This is a genomic window from Kurthia sp. ISK08, from assembly GCF_046159805.1.
Lineage (GTDB): Bacteria > Bacillota > Bacilli > Bacillales_A > Planococcaceae > Kurthia > Kurthia gibsonii.
Genome location: NZ_JBJXHL010000007.1, coordinates 93324 through 110632, shown reverse-complemented (window position 1 = coordinate 110632; position 17309 = coordinate 93324). Strand labels below are relative to the sequence as shown.

17 protein-coding genes and 1 riboswitch are annotated in these 17309 nt (G+C 35.0%); of the genes, 1 reads left to right on the top strand and 16 read right to left on the bottom strand.

The genetic code is table 11. The annotated features are described in order from the left end of the window. Position 1: 1 nt before the first annotated feature. The 8 genes from ACKVQX_RS12705 to ACKVQX_RS12670 form a co-directional block, all read right to left on the bottom strand. Complete coding sequence (locus ACKVQX_RS12705) at positions 2 to 952, bottom strand: branched-chain amino acid ABC transporter permease (protein ID WP_068457151.1); 951 nt, start codon at positions 950 to 952, stop codon at positions 2 to 4. Between the two features lie 11 nt (positions 953 to 963). Further along, entirely contained in the window at positions 964 to 1842 is an 879-nt protein-coding gene (locus tag ACKVQX_RS12700) for a branched-chain amino acid ABC transporter permease (protein WP_087681993.1), read from the bottom strand. Between the two features lie 76 nt (positions 1843 to 1918). Continuing rightward, positions 1919 to 3112, bottom strand: a complete 1194-nt coding sequence (locus ACKVQX_RS12695; protein WP_068457144.1) for an ABC transporter substrate-binding protein — start codon at positions 3110 to 3112, stop codon at positions 1919 to 1921. Positions 3113 to 3412: 300 nt separating this feature from the next. After that, complete coding sequence (locus tag ACKVQX_RS12690; RefSeq protein WP_087681994.1) at positions 3413 to 3859, bottom strand: MarR family winged helix-turn-helix transcriptional regulator; 447 nt, start codon at positions 3857 to 3859, stop codon at positions 3413 to 3415. Between the two features lie 38 nt (positions 3860 to 3897). Beyond that, positions 3898 to 4653 (bottom strand): SDR family NAD(P)-dependent oxidoreductase, encoded by a 756-nt coding sequence (locus ACKVQX_RS12685; RefSeq protein WP_068457140.1) that lies wholly within the window; start codon positions 4651 to 4653, stop codon positions 3898 to 3900. A gap of 66 nt (positions 4654 to 4719) precedes the next feature. Continuing rightward, positions 4720 to 5925 (bottom strand): MFS transporter, encoded by a 1206-nt coding sequence (locus ACKVQX_RS12680; protein WP_068457137.1) that lies wholly within the window; start codon positions 5923 to 5925, stop codon positions 4720 to 4722. 17 nt (positions 5926 to 5942) lie between these two features. Then, positions 5943 to 6356, bottom strand: coding sequence for a MarR family winged helix-turn-helix transcriptional regulator (locus ACKVQX_RS12675; protein WP_409136388.1), 414 nt, complete (start codon positions 6354 to 6356; stop codon positions 5943 to 5945). A gap of 119 nt (positions 6357 to 6475) precedes the next feature. Continuing rightward, on the bottom strand, positions 6476 to 7069 hold the full coding sequence (locus ACKVQX_RS12670; RefSeq protein ID WP_068457133.1) for a class I SAM-dependent methyltransferase: 594 nt from the start codon (positions 7067 to 7069) through the stop codon (positions 6476 to 6478). A 152-nt stretch (positions 7070 to 7221) separates the two neighbouring features. On the opposite strand from ACKVQX_RS12670, the gene ACKVQX_RS12665 reads away from it, so the two are divergent. Further along, the gene (locus tag ACKVQX_RS12665; RefSeq protein ID WP_285215632.1) at positions 7222 to 7983 is read left to right on the top strand and encodes a glucose 1-dehydrogenase; all 762 of its coding nucleotides are present in this window, start codon (positions 7222 to 7224) and stop codon (positions 7981 to 7983) included. 108 nt (positions 7984 to 8091) lie between these two features. Here the strand turns inward: ACKVQX_RS12665 and gltP are convergent, their stop codons facing one another. From gltP to ACKVQX_RS12625, 8 genes are all read right to left on the bottom strand, one after another. Then, positions 8092 to 9363 (bottom strand): glutamate/aspartate:proton symporter GltP, encoded by a 1272-nt coding sequence (gene gltP, locus ACKVQX_RS12660; RefSeq protein ID WP_269465197.1) that lies wholly within the window; start codon positions 9361 to 9363, stop codon positions 8092 to 8094. 197 nt (positions 9364 to 9560) lie between these two features. Next, on the bottom strand, positions 9561 to 10460 hold the full coding sequence (locus ACKVQX_RS12655; RefSeq protein WP_068457124.1) for a response regulator: 900 nt from the start codon (positions 10458 to 10460) through the stop codon (positions 9561 to 9563). Positions 10461 to 10462: 2 nt separating this feature from the next. Then, a complete protein-coding gene (locus ACKVQX_RS12650; protein WP_068457121.1) occupies positions 10463 to 11737 on the bottom strand; it encodes a sensor histidine kinase in 1275 nt (424 codons plus the stop codon). Positions 11738 to 11910: 173 nt separating this feature from the next. Beyond that, entirely contained in the window at positions 11911 to 12531 is a 621-nt protein-coding gene (locus tag ACKVQX_RS12645) for a CAP domain-containing protein (RefSeq protein ID WP_068457117.1), read from the bottom strand. Between the two features lie 288 nt (positions 12532 to 12819). After that, a complete protein-coding gene (locus tag ACKVQX_RS12640) occupies positions 12820 to 13557 on the bottom strand; it encodes an amino acid ABC transporter ATP-binding protein (protein WP_068457115.1) in 738 nt (245 codons plus the stop codon). A 14-nt stretch (positions 13558 to 13571) separates the two neighbouring features. Further along, entirely contained in the window at positions 13572 to 14360 is a 789-nt protein-coding gene (locus ACKVQX_RS12635) for an amino acid ABC transporter permease (RefSeq protein WP_068457112.1), read from the bottom strand. 65 nt (positions 14361 to 14425) lie between these two features. After that, complete coding sequence (locus ACKVQX_RS12630; protein WP_068457109.1) at positions 14426 to 15277, bottom strand: transporter substrate-binding domain-containing protein; 852 nt, start codon at positions 15275 to 15277, stop codon at positions 14426 to 14428. Positions 15278 to 15397: 120 nt separating this feature from the next. Next, positions 15398 to 15584, bottom strand: a riboswitch (Lysine riboswitch). Positions 15585 to 15712: 128 nt separating this feature from the next. Continuing rightward, positions 15713 to 17152, bottom strand: a complete 1440-nt coding sequence (locus tag ACKVQX_RS12625) for a hypothetical protein (protein ID WP_068457107.1) — start codon at positions 17150 to 17152, stop codon at positions 15713 to 15715. Positions 17153 to 17309: the final 157 nt, after the last annotated feature.

Sequence of the window (17309 nt, the reverse complement as noted above, 5' to 3'; positions counted from 1 at the left end):
GCTAATCTTCCCCCTTCGCTACAGGTTTACGTTGTTTTTTTGTTTTAAAAATATCCGTAATTTCTTTCGTACCCATTAAACCCGAAGGACGATATAGCATCACAATAATTAAAACTAAACTGTAAATAATCATACGCGTCTCTGGGAACTCTTGTAGATACTGAGAAATAATTGTTAAAAGTGTTGCTGCGATAATCGCACCTGACATACTTCCTAAACCGCCAAGTACAACATAGATTAAAATATCAAATGACTTTAAGAAACCAAATTGTGATGGCAGAATAATATAGAAATTGTGCGAGAATAATCCACCCGCAAGACCGGCAAAGAATGCACCCATCACAAAGGCAATTACTTTATAAAATGTCGTATTAATCCCCATTGAATCTGCTGCAATCTCATCTTCTCTTACTGCGATACATGCACGGCCATGACGTGATTTCGTAAAGTTTGAAATAACAATAATCGTCACAAGTGTCGCAAAGAATGCGAATGTCCATGTTGTTTGCTGATCTACTTGGAAGCCTGAGGCACCACCTACGAACTCCCAGTTTAAAAACGTAATACGAATGATTTCAGCAAAACCGAGTGTTGCAATCGCTAAATAGTCACCTCGTAAACGAAGTGTCGGCATACCAATTAGGAAGCCCATTGCTGCCGCTGCCAATGCACCGATAATTAAACTCACAATGAATGGCATATTAAAATTCATTGTACACATCGCAGAAATGTAAGCACCTACTGCTAAGAATCCCGCATGTCCGATTGAGAACTGTCCTGTAATTCCGATCACCAGATGAAGACTAACTGCTAATGAAATATTAATTAAAATCGTAATCATTAAGTTTGTATAATATGCATCTAACTGTCCACTCGTAATCATGAATTGAACAACTGCATATACAACAAGCGCCAAAACAGTATATATCCAAAACACTTTAGACTTTTTCATAAGGCCGCCACCTACACTTTCTCGCGGGTATTTTTACCGAAAATACCTGCTGGTCTAAAGATTAAAATAATAATCAAAATAATGAATGCGGCTGCATCTCTCCACAGTGAGAAGCCAACTGCACTTACAATTGTTTCAATAACACCTAAAATCATACCGCCTGTCATCGCTCCTGGAATACTACCAATTCCACCTAATACCGCTGCAACGAAGGCCTTCATTCCTGGAATAACACCCATTAAAGGGTCGATCTTTGTGTAATATAATCCGAAAATAACGCCTGCTGCACCTGCTAATGCAGATCCAATCGCAAATGTAGCTGAGATTGTATTGTCTACATTAATTCCCATTAATTTTGCTGCTTCCGCGTCATGTGATACCGCACGCATCGCTTTACCAACCTTCGTTTTATGTACAATAAACTGTAATAAAATCATCAATGTAATCGATACACCTAAAATTAATAATGATTGCGAACTAATATCTGCACCGAATAAATTAAATTGCTTATTGGCAACTAAATCTTTTGGGTAAGCTTCGGGTTGTGCACCGCGAATATAGATTGTGACATATTCAATTAATAATGAAACACCAATTGCTGTAATAAGTGCTGCGATCCTCGTAGAATTTCGTAATCGCTTATATGCGAGTCTTTCGATTACTACGCCAAGTATTGCGCATAAAATCATCGCAATGATGAGTGCTGGGAAAAAGCCCATTTTCCAAGACGTGACAGCATAGAAACCTACAAATGCCCCGACCATGAATACATCACCATGTGCAAAGTTAATTAGTTTAATAATGCCATATACCATTGTGTATCCTAATGCAATTAGCGCATAAATACTGCCAAGCGATATACCATTAATGAGTTGTTGTAACCACTCCATTTGCACCTCTCCTATCATTAAAGTAAAAGAGCGTGCCTAGCGTAAACTAGACACTCTCTTACTATTCAGCTCATTATTAAGGATTTACTTTTGAGTTGAATACTTGTTTGCCTTCTTTAAACTCAAGTACTGTTGCTGTTTTTACAGGGTGATGATTTTCATCGACTGAGAATGTACCTGTTACAAGACTTAAATCTTTTGTATCAGCTAATGCTTTTTGGACTTTCTCACCATCTGTTGATCCAGCACGCTCAATTGCATCCTTCAACCAATAAACTGTATCGTAACCAAGTGCATTGAATGCATCTGGTGTTTTATCGTATTTCTTTTTATATGCACTTACGAAATCTTGAATACGCTTGTCTGGATCTTCAGCTGAATAGTGATTTGTGAAGTACGTATTATTCAGTGCTTCATCTCCTGCTAATTCAACTAATTTTGGCGAATCCCAACCGTCTCCACCCATTAGTGGTGCTGTAATACCTATTTCACGTGCTTGTTTTACAATAATACCCACTTCTTCGTAGTATCCTGGAATATAAATAAAGTCAGGATTTTTAGCTTTTAAACGTGTAAGTGTTGATTTGAAGTCTGTATCTTTTGCTACATATGCTTCTTGTGCAACGACTTTTCCACCTTTACTTTCGATTGTCTCTTTGAATGATTTTGCCAGTCCTTTTGCATAGTCACTTGAACTATCTGAGAAAATCGCTACATTTTTCGCTTTTAATGTATCAATGGCAAAGTTAGCTGCAATTTTACCTTGGAATGGATCGATGAAACATGTACGGAATGCGTAGTCATTTACTTTATTTGTCTTTTCATCGACTGTTACGTTTGGTGACGTTGCAGATGGTCCGATAACTGGCATTTTGTTTTGATTCGCAATTTTTACCGAGGCAAGTGTATTACCTGATGTTGCAGAACCAATTTGCGCAACTACTTTGTCTTGTGTAGCTAACTTCAAAGCAGCTGTTGTTGCTTCGGCAGAATCAGATTTATTATCTACTTTAACTACTGTGATTTTCTTACCGTCAATTCCACCATCGGCATTAATTTCGTCAATCGCAAGTTGTGCACCATTTGCGATACCAGAGCCATATGAAGCTACAGGACCTGACAACTCTAAGTTCATGCCTAACTTGATTTCTTTTGCGTCGTCTTTACTGCCACCCCCTGATGAATCTTTTGCTCCACATCCTGTAAGTGCTGCTAAAACAAAAGAAGTTGCTAAAAATACCGAACCATACCGTTTTAATTTTTTATTCATATGAATCCCCCTAAATTCTGATTTTTCTGAATTATGTAATGATACTTGTCCAGAAATATAAATGATACTTCCCCTTCATCTAACAATTCACATTTTAAATGATTACTTTTATTTCGTCTACATTAATTTTCTGTAAATTCTAAATTTTTAAATAAAATTAATTCTTTAAACTAGTTTTTTTATATAAAAGTCCTTATATAGCTTAACTTCGAGCCTTTTACGAGAAAATTATTTCGAATAAATAAATATTCTCTTTTATATACAAAAAAGAGAAGAATTAAAAATTCTCCTCTTTTCAAACTAAGGCTTATATTGTTGATTTCGTGCTATTGAAGCTTCTAATAACTTCTCAGTAATATTTAAATATTGTTCGAGTTCTTCATCAGTTAATACTTCAAATAATTCTTGATGTACTTTTCGTCCTTGTACCTGTGCATCTTTTAATACTGAAACACCTGCATCAGTAATTTCCATGAGCACATGACGACGATCTTCTTCGTTGTAAACACGCTTCGCATAACCCAATTTTACAAGTTTATTCGCAATATTTGTCATAGCACCAGGTGTACATCCCATTCTTTCTGCTAACACAGTTTGCTTTAAAGCACCGTGCTGTAAAAGTTCAGAGAGTACAAGTACAGGCGTTACACCTAATTTATGCGGAAAACGTCTTGTAAAATGATAGATGTTTGAGTTATTAATATACTCCGTTTTGTGTATAACTTGAAATAAATTTGAATCCTTCACAACTATATCCTCCTCAATAGCCACGAAAATCATCGTTTCTAGTGAAGCATTAATGATCCACCATCAACCATTAGAGTTTGACCAGTGATATATGAAGAATCATCTGAAGCCAAGAATACAGCTACACGACCGATGTCTTGTTCTACATCACCAAAGCGACCTAGTGGGATTTGATTACGAACTTGCTCATAGTACTCTGGTTGTGATTTTGACCAAGCTTCAACGCCTGGAGTGTATGCTAATGGACTGATGATATTGACATTAATACCGAACTCGCCCCATTCATTTGCTGCTACACGTGATAATCCACGAATTGCTTCTTTTGCTGCTGCATAAGCGCCTTGTGTTTTATGGCCAGAAAGACCAGCACCTGATGCAAAGTTAATGATATTACCTTTTGTCTCTTTTAAGTGTGGTAATGCAGCATTCATTAAATAGAATGTAGGGTAGAAACTTGTACCAAATGATAGATCTAAGTGTGCTTGTGTTGTTTCTGCTAGTGGCACTTGTTTTGAAACGTGTGCATTGTTTACTAGAATATCTAGTTTACCACATTTTTCAACCACTGTTTCTACAATGTTTGGAAGATTTGCATGATCCATTAAATCGGCTTTTAAGAAAAATGATTTTGGAGAAATCGCTTGAAGTTCTGCTTCAGTCGCTTTACCCATTTCTTCGTTTAAATCAACGATTGCTACAACTGCACCTTCTTTAGCCATTGCACGTGCCATACCACTTCCGATACCGCCAGCGCCTCCAGTAATAATTGCTACTTTACCTTCTAACTTTCCCATGTATTTCACTCCTTAAAATATGTTCATACATATTTTAACACTAAAAAATTTAATTTTAAAACGTTTTCAACTTAATTGTGAAACTTTTAACATTCTTTCTCTTTTACCATAGACTACGTAATAGAGAAGAATGAGTGCGAAAATGAAAATACCAAGCGAGGTATATAGGACACTATATCCGAATACAGGAATCACATACCCCAAGAGATATGGTCCTACACCTAAACCGGCGTCTAACGCAATAAAGTAAGTAGATGTAGCCAATCCCATACGGTGTGGAGGCGTTAACTTAATAGCTAATGCTTGGGCACCAGATGATAAATTACCATACCCGATACCAATTAAAATACCAGCTAAGAGGAGTATAAAAGCTGAATGTGCAAAGCTCATTAAAATTAATCCAGTACCAAAGAAAATAAAACAAGGATACATGACGGAGTTTCCACCGAAACGATCTAGCATTTTCCCTGTTACAGGTCGTGTTAATAAAACAGCAATTGCATAAACGATAAAGAAGTAACTAGAAGCTACTTCTAAATTACGTTCTTTTGCAAACAAGCTAATAAAAGATAAAATTGCTGCATAACCAAAGCACATTAAAAAAGTCACAATGGCAATTGGCATTGCTTTTAGTTCAATATATTGTGAAATAAAACTTCCTTTTGATTTTTCAGTTGGTTGTACTACTGTAGTTGATTCAGCACCAGGTACTTTTGTGAATACAGCAAGTAAGAAACTAATAATACCGATTATCATACACATCATAAAAATAACAGAATATGTTGTATGTTGAACCATAGATAGTCCAATAAAAGGACCAATTGCTGTACCTAGTGTTGCACTCATTGCAAAATAACCAATTCCTTCACCTTTACGCGATGGAGGCAAAATTTGCGCAACAATGGTTCCAGTTGCTGTAGAAGCAACCCCTACCCCAATTCCATGTACAAGACGGCATACTAATAAAAGAATAATTCCTGCATGAATGAAATATAATCCCGTAGTTGCAATGAAAAAGAGCAAACCAAATAATAATACTCTTTTGCGTCCAATTTGTTCAATGACACGACCTGTAAATAATCGTCCTAATAATGTACCAATAATATAAATACCTGTTACTAAACCAACTTGACTTGTTGTTGCTCCGTACTCACTAATCGCAAATTTGCCGATTGTTACCATCAATAAATAAAAAATAACAATTAATAAAAAATTAATCGCTGACATCACAATAAATTGTGGTGTCCATAAAGCTGCTTTTGTCTTACTCATATTATTCCTTCTTTTTATTAAATTTTTTCTCTTAAAGCTACTAACAATTCAATCATCTGCTGCTGTTCTTCCTCTGAAACTCCCTCCAATAAACAATGTTCGAATGCATCAATTGGGATACGAACTTGATGATATAGTGTTCTTCCTTGTTCTGTTAGGGTTATGCGTTTCTCTCGTTTATCATGTGTTGCGATAGGTTTAATTAAACCAGCTTCCTCTAATTTTGTAACAGTCCTTGTCACAGTCGGTTTTTCAACTCCTTGTAACTGTGCTAATTCAACTAAAGTTATTGAATCATTTTTCTCTAAGTAATAAAGAATTGACCACTGCGCACGATGCAATTGATGGTCTGCTAAAATCGCATTCAAATGCGTTTCAAAAGGTCGATAAAATAAAATGATTTGATGGAATAATGATGATATATGTGCCAAATCAGTTCCTCCTTTCACATTTAGTTACTTAGGGTAACTTTTAGTTTCACTAAATAATTGTATCACAATTTCCCAGGAAATAAAGAGTAAATAAAAATAGATTGCCTTATAAAGACAATCTATTTTTGAATAATGAATTGTATAACATGCGCTAATCCCGTGTGTAGCGTGCCTTCATTGCGTACTACTTCACCAACATAAAAATGTTTAATCTTATAGTCACTACACCACTCTAAAACATCTTGTGGATTATATAATAAATCGATATCTTTTGGTCCGCCTGTTTGATAATGTAATTGTTCTTCACTATACAGCTCCATCATAATCATGCCACCTGGCGTGACTGATTTTACTACTTTATCAAAAATGAGCTTTTGATATTTTTTGGGGAAATGCCCAAAAATCATAACAGCTCCATTAAACTCTTCAATTGGTGTTTCATCATGAATAAGGTCTGTTAATCTTGTTGCAACATGCACATGATTTTCAGAAGCTAATTTCTTCGTTTTACTTAAACCACTTTGTGCAAAATCAAAAGCAGTTAGCATAAATCCTCGCATTGATAAGAAAACAGCGTTTCGTCCTTCTCCCTCTGCAAAAGCACCGATTTTCTTACTTCCCTTAAATACTTTGTAATATTGTTTTACAAACTCATTTGGCTCGATACCGTACACATAACCATCTGTATCAAAACGATCTTGCCACATATTCATTGCTAACCCTCCACTGTGATTAAAAGACTTAAATTTATATCTATAATAGATGATCGAATCATTCAACTGTAAATACTTTACTTTTAAAATATCGTTACATATAATGATTGCGTAATCTATCTTAACTATAAAATAGGAAAAGGTGAAGAACAATGTCACGATTAAATGATAAAGTTGCAATCATTACAGGTAGTGGTTCTGGAATCGGTAAGGAAATTGCACGTAGTTACGCAAAAGAAGGTGCGAAAGTCGTTATTGCTGACTTTAATGACGAATCCTTACGCGAAACAGTTGCAGAATTTCAAAAAGAAGGATTAGATGCTTTCGGTGTTCAAGTGAATGTAGCTTCTGAAGATGATATTCAGCGCATGGTAGATGATACCATTGCTCACTATGGTAAAGTCGATATTCTTGTGAATAATGCTGGCATTGGTGATGAGATGCAAGCGGCTGGTAATGTTCAAGATGATACATGGAATCGCGTAATTGATATTAACTTAACTGGTGTCATGCGTGCCATGCGAAAAGTAATTCCTCACTTCGTTGAGCAAGGTGGCGGTACGATTGTTAATATGGCCTCTATCTCTGGTTTAACAGGTGGTCGTGGCGGCTTAGCCTATACAGCTGTGAAACACGCAGTTGTTGGTATGACAAAGAACGTCGCTTCACAATACGGACCACATCACATCCGTTGTAATGCGATTGCACCTGCTCAAATCGCAACAAAATTCGCTGCGAATATGAGTAAGATGGACCAATTCGGTTTAGAAGTCGCAACGCGTGGTGTGAGTATGATGCCTCGTGTTGGAACAGTCGAAGAAGTTGCAAATATCGCAATCTTCCTTGCTTCAGATGAATCATCTCTTATTAATGGTGTAGCCATTGCTGCCGATTCAGGTTGGAGCGCTTACTAAACCAGACTATTTAAGTCATATACCCTGAAATAAATATTACAATTCATAAATTAGAAAAGGAGAGCACTCGATATGAGTACTCTCCTTTTTCACTATATAAATACTGTATTATGCTTTTGATTGGTTTTCAAAGTAGTTATCGTACTTCTCTTGATCGAAACGACCTTCCCAACGAGCCATTACTAATGACGCTAATGAGTTACCTACTACGTTTACAGCTGTACGAGCCATATCTAGGATACGGTCAATACCAAGGATGAATGCTAAACCTTCAACTGGAATACCTACAGCGCCAAGTGTTGATAATAATACAACGAATGATACGCCAGGTACACCTGCAATACCTTTAGAAGTAACCATTAATGTTAATACTAATGTAATTTGTTGTGTGATTGATAAATCAATGCCATACATTTGTGCAATGAAAATGGCTGCGATTGATTGGTACAAGGTTGAACCATCTAAGTTAAATGAATAACCTGTTGGAATAACGAATGATACAACATCTTTTGGAGCACCAAGATTCTCCATCTTTTTCATCACACGTGGTAAAACGGTTTCAGAACTTGATGTTGAATAAGCTAGAATCAACTCTTCTTTTAACACTTTGATTAACTTGAAGATGCTGATTTTCGCCATTTTTGCTACAAGTCCTAATACAACGAAAATAAAGAATGCCATCGCTACATAGACAAGGATTGCTAATTTCGACAATGGAATTAATGATTTTACCCCGAACGTTGAAACTGTTACAGCGATTAATGCAAATACACCGATTGGAGCGAATTTCATGATTGTGTTTGTTACCCAGAACATTGCATCTGCTACACCAGAGAAGAACGCTAAGACTGGTTTACCACGTTCACCAATTGCTGCCACACCTAAACCAAATAATACTGAGAAGAAGATGATCGCAAGCATATTACCGCTAGCCATTGCTGCTACAATGTTTGTTGGCACGACGCTAATAATCGTATCCGCAAAACCACCATGCTTCACTTCTTCTGTAGTTGTTTGATATTGAGAAATATCACCTTTAGATAAATGAGCCATATCAACGCCAGCACCTGGGTTGAAAATGTTTGCTGCTAGTAAACCAATTAAAATAGCTACTGTTGTGATAATTTCAAAGTAAACGATTGTTTTTAAACCTAGTTTACCAAGCTTCTTCATATCTCCAGTACCAGCTACACCTAAAATTAAAGTTGAAATGATAATAGGTACTACGATCATTTTGATCATGTTCATAAAGATTGTACCTAATGGTTGAAGATATTTAGTTACGTTGTCGTTTCCGTAGAATACAGCACCGACAATAACACCTAAAATAAGACCGATTAAAATCTGCCATGCTAGACCTAATTTAAACTTCTTCATCAATGAGTCACCTCTCAGATTATATTAGTTTTTTTCATGAATTTTTAAAAACTATAATCTTATTCTATGGTTGACCTTAATTTTCCGACATTATCCGACATTTTAATTAGATAAAATTTTCAAAAAAAGTTCAAAAACATATATTTTCCTTATCATTGAGGTGACTATTATGCTGTTTTGATATGAAAACGATTTCTGAATTACATTTTACTAGAATTATTGTTAAATTTTTCATTTGATTCGATATAGAGTACTTGTAAGAACTTTTTCACATTAATCTTCACTTTTTTAGGGGTTGTTTCGTCTTGAATCGCCTTCATCACCGTACGAATCTCTGAGAATTCAAAATAACGTGGCGCATAATATTCAAATTCTGGGTTCGTATAATCTACTACACCTAATGTTGCAATATTATTCATTGCTGCACCAACCGTACGACGAATACGCTGTTCGATGGCTTTACTCTCTTTTAGAATCTCAAGTGGATCAATTTTTGTTTTACGTGCTACTGCTTCATATAACTCTTTTAATGGTGGAAGTTGCATCGAATGTTCTTCTTGTTCAGCTAAATACGTCAGCATATTTACAATATCGTCTGTTCCTACTTCTCCCACAATACCCATATCATTTAATATAGAAAGCGCAATATCTTTTAAATTACGATAATTTTCTGTATTTGTACTTTCTTCAAAGTTCATAATTGATTTTCGAATTGTCATAAGTGATTGTTTCAAAATTAAATTTTCACTCGTTCTCTTTAAGATACTATGCACTTCAATACGATTAATCGGCTTATGAATAAAAAATTCGACACCTTTTTCATATGCCTCTCCCACCATCTCTTTATTTACAACTTGAGATAACATAATGAACGTTCCTTTGAATCCATGCTTTTGCAATTCATCAATTGTTTCGATTCCATCTAAATGTGGCATCAGTAAGTCCATTAATACAACATCTGGATCACTTGCGATAATTTTTTGAATAGCCGATTCACCGCTATCTGCCTCACCGACGATTACACCCATTTCTTCTTCTAAAATAATCGTTTTTAACATACGACGACTTGCCGCATCGTCATCTACTATAAAATAACGCACTATTATTCGCCCCTCTGCTCAATTTTGCTCCTTGGTATTTTAATTGTAAATGTTGTACCTTTTCCTATAACCGATTGCACACGAAGCTCTCCTTCTAATAAACGAATCGCCTCTTGAACATGCGATAAACCGATTCCTGTTGCCGCGACACCTTTGTCATTAAATTTAGTTGTAAAACCAGGCTCATAAATTAATTGCAGATCTTCTTCTGAAATACCTTTACCTGAATCTCTTACTTGTATATAAATTGAATCGTTTAATTCATTAATAATAAATGAGATACTTCCTTTTTTCTTAATTGCTTCGATTGCATTCGCAAGTACATTATTAATAATCGCTAAAAAAAGCATTTGCTCTTTTACAATAAAATTCACATTCACGGTTGTATAAATTGTAATTTCTTTCTCTAAATGTTGCGCATATTTACGATTTCCTTCTATAGCTACTTCTATTACTTCGGATAAATCATAATGTGTATAATCACGTGATTGTGTAATTGCAGATAAGCCCGAATAAATACGCTGTGAATCTTTTTTAACTTCATGAATTTCTTGAGAAATGTGCAAAGCTTTTTGGCTAAATTCTCTTTGTTCGCTTTTTTTTAATACACGATATAAATCATAACTATCTGCCATGATTTGCTCAATATGGTTCATGGATTTTTGTAAATAAAGTGTTTCAATATATAAACCTGATCCTACCGCGAACTCATCTTCCAATCTTTTTTTCTGTTCAGATAACAAGACAGAGCTATATAACCCCACAACAAAGAAACTACGAAATACAGCAACTGCTGCAAGTAGTAACCAGTCTTGTAAACTACTCGTTAAACCATCTGTTGTTAAAATACGTAATAGATGCTCGATACTATTACTTAGTATTTCTAAAAATGTCGCTAAAAAACCTAATTTTAAAGGTTGTCCAATAAAATTTTTAAGCTTTAAAAAATGAAAACCTATTACATATATGAAATAATAAGCACCTGCTGGATAATGTTCAATGAATCGATCATAAATTGTCGTGTTCGGCACTTGTTCTAATGGAAAACATATACGGAATCCAACAACAATACATGCTGTAACTATACCCGTTAGTATGTAACGCTTTGGCATACGAATAAGTAACATTAAAAAGAATACAATACTCCCCATGCCAAAACGGAAATTTTCGCCACTAAATGGAGAGAGTTTAATTTCACTACTGATTGCTGTAAATACAGCTATTAATATAATCCAGACCCACTCAAAACGAAATATCTGATTAACTCTTTTATTCATTAGTTTCTCCTTTATCCCCATTGTTTCTTCAGTTTACCACTGCCTCTTTATAATTCTCTACTATTTCATAAAACAAAACCGGCTGGACAAACATTTCACTTTTATTTTTTAGCGTTCGCAACGAAAAACTGGAACCATGCTACAGCACGATTCCAGTTTTTCTTATGCTCATCTTATTTAGCGAACCATTGTGTAGCATAGGTAGGGTAGTCACTATTTTTTGTACCTTTTACTACTGTTACGCTAATCTTTTTAAATCGAGGATTTAACATATTTGCTTTATGACTTGGTGAATCCATCCATCCTTGTACAAAATCTTTCGCAGTCATGTACCCCGCTGCTAGATTCTCACCTGCAAATGAAAATTTATATTCCCCTGTATAAAGAAAGTTTGCCCAGCGTCCATATTTTGGACTGCTATGACCAAAATAATTTACCATTGCCATATCATTACTTCTAAAATGTGTGTATTCTTTTAATGATGTATCTACTTTTAGAGAGGAAATTCCACGTTTTTTACGTTCTTTATTCACTAATGTCACAATTTCTTTTTCCATTGTTGCATTCGTCTTAGTAGGTAGTTTTGAAAGGCTTTTTACATTTTTAATCCATACATATTTTTGTGCCTTACTATTTTTCACCTTAACCCAGCTACCAGACTTACTATATTGCTTATAAATACTTGGCGATAATTTCGATTTATATTTTCCTTTTCCTTTACTTTTATACATGGTCGTTGCCTGATTCACATAAATAAGCAGTTGTTCTTTTTTTGCTTGTGGATTACCTTCCATAGAGAGAGAAGGAATCATAAGAAAACATAGTAGTAATAAACTAATATACAATCGAACATATTTTTTATTTACTAAAATCGCACTCACCACTTTCTAAGTTGTTTTAGGATGTGTTAATATTTTTGACTAATTTGCCATTTCCTAAACAACAATTTATGTCTTTTATGAAAGTATTTTGTATAAAAAGTGATGATATCCTTGATAGAGCAAGGTTTTACAATTTTAAAATAAAAAAAGAATCATGCTGATTTAGCACAATTCTTTCTTAATTATAATAAAATACTACCCTTAGTTTTTAAACGTACGTTGTAAAAAAGCTTTTGTTCGTTCATGTTTTGGATGATTAAATACTTCATCTGGTGTTCCATCTTCAACAATCACACCTTGATCCATGAAAACAATACGATCCGATACTTCACGCGCAAATTCCATTTCATGCGTTACGATAATCATTGTTGAACCTGCTTCTGCTAATTTTTTCATGACTTTTAATACTTCACCGACCATCTCTGGATCAAGTGCTGAAGTTGGTTCATCAAATAATAATGCAGTCGGCTTCATAGATAAAGCTCTCGCAATCGCCACGCGCTGTTTTTGACCACCCGATAATTGAGCTGGTCTTGCGTTAATATATCTGCCCATCCCCACGATATCTAGATATTCTTTCGCAATTTCTTCTGCTTGTTGTTTTGAGCGTTTTAATACTTTAATTTGTCCCAATGTGCAGTTTTGTAAAACATTGCAGTTATTAAATAAATTAAACTGTTGGAACACCATTCCTAACTTTGTTCGGTACTCATTCACATCTTCCATATGTGTTAATACATTTTGACCTTCATAATTCACTTCACCACCATCTGGTGTTTCAAGTAAATTTAAACAACGTAATAAAGTAGATTTACCTGAACCTGAAGAACCAATAACGGTCACAACTTCTCCTTTTTCAACTGAAAAGTTAATGTCCTTCAAGACTTCATGTGACCCGAAGGATTTACTTAAATTTTTAATATCGATGACTGTACTCAATGTAAATTCCCTCCCTACTTCATTGGTCCTTCAGCTCTTCTAGGCTGCGGAATATCTAACATTTGATAGTTGGCTGTGCCACCTAATTTACGTTCAAAGAATCGTAGAATCTGTGTCACAACAATCGTTAAGACTAGATAGATTAAACATGCTACGAAGAACGATTCAAAGTATCTAAAGTTCGCACCTGCAATTGACTTTGTGACGAAGTATAACTCGGTTACACCGATTACATTTAATACAGATGTATCTTTAATATTCATAACGAATTGGTTACCTGTAGCTGGTAAAATATTGCGTAAAACTTGTGGTAATACAACATGAATCATCGTTTTCCAGTGATTCATACCAATTGCTTGTGCTGCTTCGAATTGTCCTTTATCCACACTGACAATACCACCACGTACGATTTCTGCCATGTAAGCCCCTGTATTCAGCGATACAACTAATACTGCCGCAACTGTACGATTCATATCACCTGTCACACCAAAATCAGTTCCGATTGATTCTTTAATTGACTGCATAATCAATGGGAATCCGTAGAATACAACCATCGCTTGTACCATCATCGGTGTGCCACGGAAGAATTCTACATAGATTCGTAAGATGACACGAATAATTTTTAACACGGTCATTTTAAATGCTGATTTTGTTTTCGGAATCGTATCAATTACCCCAATTAATAATCCGATGACTGCCCCCAGAATGGTACTGACGGTGGCAATAAACATCGTCATTCCTGCGCCACGTAAAAACATTTGCCAATTATCTTTAGCAATTTCAAATAGCCATTCTAGACTCATTTCGTTCTCCCCCTATAAAAACACAAACTACCGACTAAACAAGACAGTCGGTAGCCACGTACGTTCTATTTTGCTGCTGGTTGGTTTTTAATCTCTGTTTCCATAATCTTTTGACGCTCTTCTTCTGAAATACCTGCTAATGCTTTATTCACTTGCTCTGCTAACTCACTACCTTTTTTCACACCAACTGCGATTGAGAATTCTGCTTTATCAGCTTTGAAACCTGAACCGTCTTTGAACTCAATCATTTTAAATTTGTCGTTTGCTGCTGAAGCAGATAAACCTTCTGGACGTTCTGACACATATGCATCAATTTTTCCTGATTCGAGTGCTACACGCATTGCTGAGAAATTATCTGAAGCTGGTTGTTTTTGAACACCATCAATTTGATCAATTACTGTATAGTGTGACGTATTTAACTGACCTGTTACTTTGGCACCTTTGAAATCTTGAATTGATGTAGCATTGTCGTATTTACCGCCTTTTTTCACGACCATTACAAGATTTGAAGTGTAATAAATATCTGAGAAATCAATTGTTTTTTTACGTTCTTCTGTTGGTGACATACCTGCAATTACTGCGTCAATTTTCCCTGAAATAAGTGCTGGAATTAAACCATCCCACTCTGTTTTTACAATTACTAATTCACGGTCTAAACTATCTGCGATTTTTTTAGCAATTTGTACATCATAACCGCCCGCATACTCTGCATTACCTTCGATTTTTACAGCGCCGTTCGCGTCATCTTTTTGTGTCCAGTTGAATGGTGCATAGCCTGCTTCCATACCGACTGTGAACTTTTCTTTCTCTTTATCGCCTGAAGATTCCGATTTTTCCGAATCTCCTGAGCCACATCCTGCTAGTGCAACTACAAGCACAAGTAATAGTGCTGTAAATATTCCCCATGATTTTTTCATTTGTACCTCTCCTTTAAATATGTTCCCATTGTGAAAACGAAAAGGACTATAACAAAAGGTGGATGAGATACTTCTCCAGACCTTTTGGTATAGTCCTTCTAAAAATCCTCATCATTGCCCAATTGAGATAGCTCAACTTACTTTATTCGGGTAAAAAAAGTAAGACAGTCCTGCAACTATTAATTGCAGACCCAGCATATGATGTTGAGAACCCACCATACACTTCGGCGACATCTCCTTCTAAGTAGCATCTTTGTATTCTCGTACTCCGCTACTTACTAATAAATATCGCGCCTCTACCTCACAATTGTGTCAATGTGAGGTCATATTCGTTTGTTATAATTAACAATAGTCTACTTTATAGACTATTTTATGTCAATATACTGAAAAAAAGAAAAATATAAATTTTTTATTTTAAAATAAAAATTTATGTATTTATTCTTCGTATTCAATATCATCTAATTGATCATAATAAAAAATATTTCCATTCTCTGCATCAATTCTCTCAATGCGTTGTCCCACTTCTTTTTCTTTTACAACATAGCATAATTCATATTTTGTAAATTCTTCATCTTCATATGGAACACGTGCTAATTCCATCTTAATGGAGTCTTTATAAATTTCATTTGCTTCTTCTAATGTAATTGTTGGTTCCATTGACATATTCTCAATATGCTCTTCTTTTAACATTGGAATCACTGCATCTGTTACACGACCTGAATAAATACCCATATCAATATTTGCTGTATATTCACTTAGTGGAATGCCATTAATGTAACGGTGGAATGTAAAAGTCACAAATGGTTCGAAAGCATAAGAATCATCTTCGTCATCTTCCTCTTCATCCTCACCATCTTCTGCTGATAGAGCTTTTAACATCTCAATTTCCTCTTCTGTTAACTCATCATCTTCATCATCTTCTAAATCTTCTTCAACAAATGCATCTTCTAATAAATAATGTTCAGACACATTTCCTACTTTGGATTCTAAAAAGGCAATTGCACGTTTACGAAGTTCATCTAGTGTGTATTCGTCCCCTTCTTTGAATGGCAGAGTAGAATCAATAATCAATTGATGTTCATCAGACATATCGAATTTAACATAATGTTGGTCAGATTGTTCATATGTAACTGTATTTTCTTCTTCAACTTTATTCATATCCGGTGTAATACCTAACAAAATTGCTTCATCATACATTTCCATAACAGGTGGAACTTTTTCTAATTCAACAGGACCGTTCTCTAAAAATTGATTTAATGAAATAATATCTCCGTTTGCGCCAACTACTTCATTTAAATTTTTAGGATAGTACATTAATCGAATTTCATCTTCTTGTTGGAAAGCAGCTAATTCAACTAACATTCTATTTTTATAAATCATCAATGCCACATCTGCATCGACTGTAAGTTTCGGATGTGTTAATTGATAATAAGATTGATTGAATGTTGCAGATAATACAAAACCTTGTTTATTCATCTCAATTGTTGCACCTGAATCAGGTAGTGGGATTTGATACTGCACATCCATTGCCTCAAAAGTTAATAAAAAAGTTTGATCGCCCCACTCAGAAAAAGAAGTTAACTGTAAATTCTTTTGACCATATTCATCTACAAAATCTTGAGCAATCTCTTTTAAATCTTCAGCTGATAGTTCTTCATATTCATCTAAAGATACATCATTATTTTCTAAAATGGCTTCTAAATCAATAATTAATGATGTAATTTTCCCTTCATCTGACACTTCAACTTGTCCATAAGAGATTTCGCGATGTGCATCTACAATCTCTCCGAATTCTTCCATCTCTTCTTCTGTCATAATTTTAATCGGTGGTGCACCAATTAAAAGTTCACGTAATTCTATTTCTAATTGTCGCATGACTAACTTCCTTTCTCACTTGCTCTTTCCGTATTTCAATCTATGAATAAAGCAATCAATAACTGTATATATTTTACTACTCTTTAAATTCTAATTTTATCATATTGTTATCACTTCGTCTTGATAGTTTCATACTTCCACGTATTTTATTCGTTTT

Bases quoted from the DNA above. Each gene is read 5' to 3' on its own strand.
- ACKVQX_RS12685 (WP_068457140.1), bottom strand. From the start codon at position 4,653: ATGGGAAAGTTAGAAGGTAAAGTAGCAATTATTACTGGAGGCGCTGGC.
- ACKVQX_RS12665 (WP_285215632.1), top strand. From the start codon at position 7,222: ATGTCACGATTAAATGATAAAGTTGCAATCATTACAGGTAGTGGTTCT.
- ACKVQX_RS12635 (WP_068457112.1), bottom strand. From the start codon at position 14,360: ATGAGTCTAGAATGGCTATTTGAAATTGCTAAAGATAATTGGCAAATG.
- ACKVQX_RS12670 (WP_068457133.1), bottom strand. From the start codon at position 7,069: ATGAATATGTGGCAAGATCGTTTTGATACAGATGGTTATGTGTACGGT.
- ACKVQX_RS12705 (WP_068457151.1), bottom strand. From the start codon at position 952: ATGAAAAAGTCTAAAGTGTTTTGGATATATACTGTTTTGGCGCTTGTT.
- ACKVQX_RS12630 (WP_068457109.1), bottom strand. From the start codon at position 15,277: ATGAAAAAATCATGGGGAATATTTACAGCACTATTACTTGTGCTTGTA.
- ACKVQX_RS12625 (WP_068457107.1), bottom strand. From the start codon at position 17,152: ATGCGACAATTAGAAATAGAATTACGTGAACTTTTAATTGGTGCACCA.
- ACKVQX_RS12700 (WP_087681993.1), bottom strand. From the start codon at position 1,842: ATGGAGTGGTTACAACAACTCATTAATGGTATATCGCTTGGCAGTATT.
- ACKVQX_RS12680 (WP_068457137.1), bottom strand. From the start codon at position 5,925: ATGAGTAAGACAAAAGCAGCTTTATGGACACCACAATTTATTGTGATG.
- ACKVQX_RS12695 (WP_068457144.1), bottom strand. From the start codon at position 3,112: ATGAATAAAAAATTAAAACGGTATGGTTCGGTATTTTTAGCAACTTCT.
- ACKVQX_RS12645 (WP_068457117.1), bottom strand. From the start codon at position 12,531: ATGGAAGGTAATCCACAAGCAAAAAAAGAACAACTGCTTATTTATGTG.
- ACKVQX_RS12650 (WP_068457121.1), bottom strand. From the start codon at position 11,737: ATGAATAAAAGAGTTAATCAGATATTTCGTTTTGAGTGGGTCTGGATT.